This window comes from Kitasatospora sp. NPDC047058, assembly GCF_040643935.1.
Classification (GTDB): Bacteria; Actinomycetota; Actinomycetes; order Streptomycetales; family Streptomycetaceae; genus Kitasatospora.
Map to the genome: position 1 here is coordinate 1 of NZ_JBEYVJ010000456.1, position 4,906 is coordinate 4,906.

Sequence of the window (4,906 nt, forward strand, 5' to 3'; positions counted from 1 at the left end):
CGAGGAGCAGGACAAGGGCGGTCAGCAGGGCGGCACCGACCCGCTGCGCGCGGGAGAGCGAGCGCCACCGTGCGGACAGCCGCTCGACGGTTCTCATGCCGGACTCACCTCCGTGCCCGTCCGACGGGCCCCGGTACCTGGAAAGACGCCCGCCCGGCCGCCCGGGTTCCCGCCCGGGCGGCATTCGGGCGGGCGTCTTTCGGGCGGCGGCCGGGAGGGCGTCCTCCGGAGGCGGCCGGGCTCAGGACACCAGCGTCTGCTCGTTCACCTCCGTCAGCGTCACCGTGCACAGGCCGCCCCGCTCGGTCCGGACGTCGGTGACCTTGAGCTGCGTCCCCGGCAGGAGGATGAACTCCTCCTCGCCGGTGAACGCCGAGAAGTCGCGGATGCCCACGGCCCCGGCCGGCTGCACCTCGAAGAGCGTCCGCTTGCCGCGGCTGCCGAGGAAGCCCCGGGCCACGCCGAGCTCGGACGTGCACGAGGACACGCCCCACCAGGTCACCGTCCGGCCGAGCGGGTACTGCGCCCGCAGGTCCAGCGACACCCCGCGCCAGAGCGGCTCGGTGCGGGCGGGGAGCTGCGAGACCGCCGAGAACAGCAGCCGCAGGTAGGCCAGGTACGGGACGAGCCGGGACCGGTCCGGGGAGCGCAGCACGGCGTTGATCTCCCGGTAGAACGCGGATTCGCAGGTGTAGAGGTAGAGGGCGGCGATCGCGTCGGCGGACAGGCCGTCGGCGGCTTCGTCGGCCCGCCGCTTGCCGAACTCGTACGACCGCTCGACGTGCCGGTCGAGACCGCGCAGCAGCTTCGCGACGGGGGTCACGGCCTCCCGGAAGTCCATCAGCTCGGTGTCGAACACGCCGGTGATCGCGGGGAGTTCGAGGCCCTCGTCCTTGACGCTCGCGAGCCGGTCGAGGTAGAGCTGGTGCAGTTCCATGGTGGAGGCGATGAACGCGCCCATGCGGTCGGCGACGTCGCCGTCCGCCCCGCCGTCGCCCTCCCCGTGCTCGTTCCACCCCTTGGCCGGCAGCCAGTCGATCTCCTCGGCGCCCAGCGAGGCGAGGGCCGCGTTGACCATGGCGAAGTGGTCGCCGTCGCAGAAGATGTCGCCCTGCGCCGCGGGATTGGCGTGGTCGATGTGCCGGACCTCGACGCCCGGGTACTTCTTCTGCAGCTCCAGGACGATCTTCTTCAGGTTGCGCGCGTGCGCCCCCCACCAGGCGAAGACCACGCCGCGGTCCTCCTCGGCGGCGTCCTGCTTGGCCTTGAGGATCTCCTCCACGATCCGCTCGGCGACCGGCCGCCAGAACGCCGTGTGCCGGTCGGTGCCGGAACCCCCGTTGCTGTCGGCGGTGAGGGCCGCGTTCAGCAGCAGGACGCCCTGGGTGAGCATCGCCTGGAACCACTCCGGCGGCTGGACGGTGTCCTGCTTCTTCAGCAGCGCGCGGATGTCGGCGATCGGGGTCTTCTTGGGTATGCCGTACTTCCACATCGCCGCCGCCTTGATGATGCAGCGGATGCTGACGACCCGGCCGAACTGGCTGTCCTTCCAGTCGTGGAAGGTGTTGTCGAACATGGCGATGCCGGTGGCGCTCTCCGGCCGCGGGTACGGGTTCTGGCCGAAGACGACGACCTTCCACTTGTGCGGCGCGTTGGGCTTGAGCGCCTGGAAGGTCAGTTCGCGGACGGGGACGACCTCCGGGCCGCGGCCGGGGCCGATGAACGAGGCCGCGTCCGGCTGCGCCTCGATGACCGGCTTCAGCAGCGGGAGCCACGGCTCGCCGCCGCCCTGGAACAGTTCCGCGAGGGCCAGCGGGTCGTTCGGGTCGGGGGTGGCGGGGGTCTTGGCGTCGCTCATGGTGGAGGGCTCCGGGAATCGAAAGGGGTGCTGAGGATCCGTCGGCTCGCCGCCGGACACCACAGTCCTACCGCCCGGGTCCGACAGTCCGCCGGCCGCCGCCGGCCGGGACGGAACCGACGGATTGTCAGTGACGCGGTCTAGCGTCGTGAAGCGACGGAGAGGCCGTCCCCCGATCGGAGTGAACCATGACCGAGAACCTTGTGACGTCGCCGCTCAGGGTCGTGCTGACCGACCTCAACGAGGCGGTGGTGGAGGCCTGGCGGGCGGCGTTCGCCGACACCCCGGGGATCGAGATCCGCCAGGGCTCGATCCTGGACGAGCAGGTCGACGCCTGGGTCAGCCCCACCAACTCCCGCGGCCGGATGGACGGCGGGGTCGACGCGGTGATCAAGCGCCACCTGGGCGCGGGCATCCAGCTGCGCGTGCAGCGGGCGATCCGCGACCGGTTCGCGGGCACGCTCCCGGTGGGCAGCGCCGTGTGCGTGCCGTCCGGGGCGGTCAACCCGCAGTTCCTGATCTCGACGCCGACGATGGAGAAGTCGTCCCAGAACGTCAGCGCGACGCTGAACGTGGCGCTGGCCTGTGCCGCCGCCTTCCAGGCGGTCCACCGGCAGAACAGCGTGACGCCGGGCAGCATCGGGTCGGTGGCGCTGGTCGGCATGGGCGCCCAGACCGGCCGGGTGCCGGCCCGGGTGTGCGCCAACCTGATGTGGACGGGCTACACCCTGTTCAACGACCACCACTTCGAGGACGACGACGACCTGCGCAGCACGATCGTCGCGCAGCTCGACGACCTGGAGCGCGCGCCCGCCGGGGAGCGGGTCCGCATAGCCCCGCCCGCCCGCCGCACCTCCCGCCGCTGACCGGCCCCGCCCGACCGGTGGAGCCGGGGGTTCAGGCAGCGGGGGTGCGCCGGTTCTCCTCGGGGGTCGAGATGCCGAGGTCCCGGCGCATCGTGTGGCGCAGCAGGCGCAGGCGGGTCCAGGCCTCGTCCACGGCTGCCGCGACCGCGTCGAGGTCCTCGCTCTGCGCCGGGGTGCCGTTGGTGATCCGCTTCAGGCAGCCGTAGAGCGCGCTCAGCCGGCGGTTGGCGAGGCTGACCTCGACGAGCACCCCGTCCGGGACGACCATCTGGGCCTCGGCGTAGCGCCGGCGGTAGGCGGCGCGGGCGTGTTCCAGGGCGGTGGCGGTCTCGCCGGCGTCGGCACCGGCCGGGGCGAGGCGCAGCGCGTGCGCGTGGTCGTTGAGCGCGGTGAGGTAGTCCCGGGCCGCGGTGTTGAGGGTGGTGTAGCTGGCGCGCCGCTCCGCGAGGTCGGCGGACCGCTGTTGTGCGTGCCGCTCGGCGAGCTCCCGCCGTTCGCCGAGCTCGCGCTCCTCGCGGCGGGCGGCGTCGCCCCGGCGCTGGGTCAGCAGGGCGGAGGCTAGGGTGCCGACCACCCCCACCACGGCGACCAGCAGTGCGGTGGCGCCCGATGCGTCCATCGTTTCCGTTTCCTCCGTGGGTGGGTCGGGTGGGTCGGGTGTGTCTGGTGCGGCGGGTGGGTGCCGTCCGGGGTGGCCGGCGGGGCGTCAGCCGCCCTGGTAGCCGAAGGCGGCCCAGACGTCGAGGGCGGCGGGGTCGCCCTCGTCGAGGGCCAGGGCGAGGTCGACCGGCATGTCCGGGGGGATCCGCCGCTCCGGGCCGAGGGCCCAGAGCTGGGCGTGGCGCAGCGCCTCGGCGGGCGGGTCGCCCTGGCGGAGCCGGGCGTGGAAGACGTACATCAGCGGCCCGACCAGGGAGTCGGGCACCTCCCAGCGGGAGCCGACCACGCCGGTGGCGCCGGCGGCGAGGAAGGCGGTCGACAGGGTGAGCGCCTCGTCGAGGTCCCCGGCGGTGTGGTCGCTGACGCAGGCGTCGAGGACGACCAGGCCGCCGGGCGAGCCGGGTGGCCGGCCCTGGGCCTGCCGCAGGATGTCGCCGACCGGGAGCCGTCCGCTCGCCGCGCCGGCGACGCGCGTTCCTGCTCCCGGTTCGGGGGCGAGCTCCAGGTAGGCGTCGAGCGGTGAGCTGCCGGACGGGCGGGCGTGGCAGGCGAGGTGCAGCACGGAGGCGCCGGACCGGCCGGGCGCGGGCAGCGTGGCGAGCACCTCGCGCGGTGTCCCGGCGCCCTCGGCCCCTTCGACGAACCCCAGCAGGGTGCCGTCCGGGTAGAGCTCCGCGTGGATGGACTCCGCCTCGATGTCGGCGCCGAACAGGTTGCGGCCCGGATCGCCGACCACCACCGGCCGTTCGGTGAGCGGCAGCCGGGGCCGGCCGGCCACCTCGCAGAGCTGGCGCGCCGAGGCCGCGTAGGAGAGCACCGCCTCCTCGGCGGCCCGGACCGGTCGGCTGCCGTCGCGCAGGCCGCTGCGGAGCAGGCCCGCGTGCCAGGGGACGCCGCCGAACTCCCCGAACGGCACCAGGACCAGCCGGGGCAGCGGTCCGGCGGCGCGGACCTCCGGGTGGCGCAGCAGCGGCCGCATCACCGCGGCGCCGGCCCAGTCGCAGAGCTCGGCGAGGGCGGCCTGCCAGCGGCGCCGGGCGGCGGTCTCCTCGGCCTTGCCGGTGCCCGGCGCGAGGGCGGCCTGCCGCTCCCGGTGGGCCTGCCGGTAGGTGGTCAACTGGCGCAGCGCGTCGGGGCGGACCAGCGTCAGCCGCTGGAGTCCGACGCCCCCGCCGGCCGTGACGATCACGGCCTCGCCGCTGCGGCCGGCGCCGGGCGGCAGCAGGTAGACGAGCGCGTCGGCGCGGACGGCGCGCAGGGTGCGGGCGATCTCCGCGATGGAGGGCGGGGCCATCAGGGCGGTGCCGACGGGGGAGCCGGCCAGCGCGGTCAGGGCCCGGCGGCGCAGGTCGTCGGGCATCGGGACGCCGGCACCGTCCGGCAGCGAGCCGAGCAGGGTGCCGGGCATGCCGAACAGCGCGCCGAGCGGCTCGCCGACGGCGTCGGGCCCGGCGGCGGGCGCGGTGGCGGGTGCGACGGGGTCCGGGACGGCGGTGCCCGGGACGGCGGTGCCCGGGCCGGC

General features: G+C 74.8%; 4 protein-coding genes. 1 reads left to right on the forward strand and 3 read right to left on the reverse strand.

Annotated elements, in window-relative coordinates:
- Positions 1–241: 241 nt before the first annotated feature.
- Positions 242–1,858 carry an ADP-ribosyltransferase domain-containing protein gene (locus tag ABZ885_RS35270; protein ID WP_360198102.1) on the reverse strand — a complete coding sequence of 539 codons (1,617 nt, stop codon included), beginning with the start codon at positions 1,856–1,858 and terminating at the stop codon, positions 242–244.
- Positions 1,859–2,046: 188 nt separating this feature from the next.
- Between ABZ885_RS35270 and ABZ885_RS35275 the strand changes: the two genes are divergently transcribed.
- The gene (locus ABZ885_RS35275) at positions 2,047–2,724 is read left to right on the forward strand and encodes a macro domain-containing protein (protein ID WP_360198105.1); all 678 of its coding nucleotides are present in this window, start codon (positions 2,047–2,049) and stop codon (positions 2,722–2,724) included.
- A 31-nt stretch (positions 2,725–2,755) separates the two neighbouring features.
- Here ABZ885_RS35275 and ABZ885_RS35280 read toward each other — a convergent pair whose 3' ends face one another.
- Together ABZ885_RS35280 and ABZ885_RS35285 are read right to left on the reverse strand one after the other, a co-directional pair.
- Positions 2,756–3,343 carry a hypothetical protein gene (locus ABZ885_RS35280; RefSeq protein ID WP_360198108.1) on the reverse strand — a complete coding sequence of 196 codons (588 nt, stop codon included), beginning with the start codon at positions 3,341–3,343 and terminating at the stop codon, positions 2,756–2,758.
- An 87-nt stretch (positions 3,344–3,430) separates the two neighbouring features.
- Positions 3,431–4,906 (reverse strand): CHAT domain-containing protein (locus ABZ885_RS35285; RefSeq protein ID WP_360198111.1); only part of this gene is annotated, 1,476 nt, incomplete at its 5' end.